The following is an 861-nucleotide window of genomic DNA, read 5'->3' as shown; positions in this document are numbered from 1 at the left end:
GCTCATGGTCCGCGGGTCGATGCCGTTGGCCTTGACCCAGGTGAGGAGCGCGGGGCGGTGCGCGTCGATCTCGGCGGCGGTCAGCCGCAGTTGCACGGTCATCGGTTCCAGCCTCCGGGTTGGTGGCGTGCGGTCTCGGCGGAGTGGCACGGGGCGCAGGTGCCGCGGCCGTGGGCCGGGTCGTTGGGGTCGTGTCCGTTCGCGGTGAGGGTGCGCCGGTCGATGGGGTGGTGGTCGGCGTGGACGGACGGTGCGGCGTGGCAGATGACGCAGACGGGGTCGCGGGCGAGGACGGCGCGGCGGAAGCGCTGTTCGTGCTCGGTGTCGTAGCCGCGCTGGCGTGCGGTGCCGCGCTGCTGCTCGGCGTCCTGCCGGCAGGACGGGCAGCGGCCGGACTGGGTGAGGTTGGGGCAGCCGGGGCGGGAGCAGACGGTGAGTGCTCGGCGTCGGGCCACGCTGGTTCCCCTCTCGGCGCGGGGGCGGGCGGGGGTGCGGCGGGCATGCGAAAAGCCCCACACGGGAGGGTGTAGGGCTTCTGTGTCTGGGCACGCCGAAAGCGCCTCCAGGATGCACGGTGATCGTTCGCGATGCAACTACACGGCGCAGCGCCTCACCGACGGGGGCGGTGAGGGGCCGTGGTCCTCCGTGTGCCGCGCGCAGCCATGAGCGTGGATACGGACGCCTCGGAGGCTACGCGCGGGGTCGGACACCGACGTTCCAGCGGTGGGGGTTGCTGGTGTCCTGGGTGATCGACAACCCCTCTCCGGGGGCGCCCGGGTCGCTGTTGTTGGCGTTGTTGTTGGGCTGACCTGCGACAACAACGCCCTCCAGCGGGGTGCCGGGAGCGGGGGAGGGGAGGGG

At 73.1% G+C, this 861-nt stretch carries 1 protein-coding gene; it reads right to left on the bottom strand.

Annotation, left to right across the window (positions count from 1 at the left end; translation table 11 throughout):
• Positions 1 to 98: 98 nt before the first annotated feature.
• Complete coding sequence (locus tag EAO77_RS37925) at positions 99 to 455, bottom strand: holin (RefSeq protein WP_147992804.1); 357 nt, start codon at positions 453 to 455, stop codon at positions 99 to 101.
• Between the last annotated feature and the right edge of the window lie 406 nt (positions 456 to 861).

Source organism: Streptomyces sp. T39, assembly GCF_008042045.1.
Classification (GTDB): Bacteria; Actinomycetota; Actinomycetes; order Streptomycetales; family Streptomycetaceae; genus Streptomyces.
Note: the sequence above shows the minus strand (reverse complement) of the source record. Positions and strands in the feature narration are given on the sequence as shown.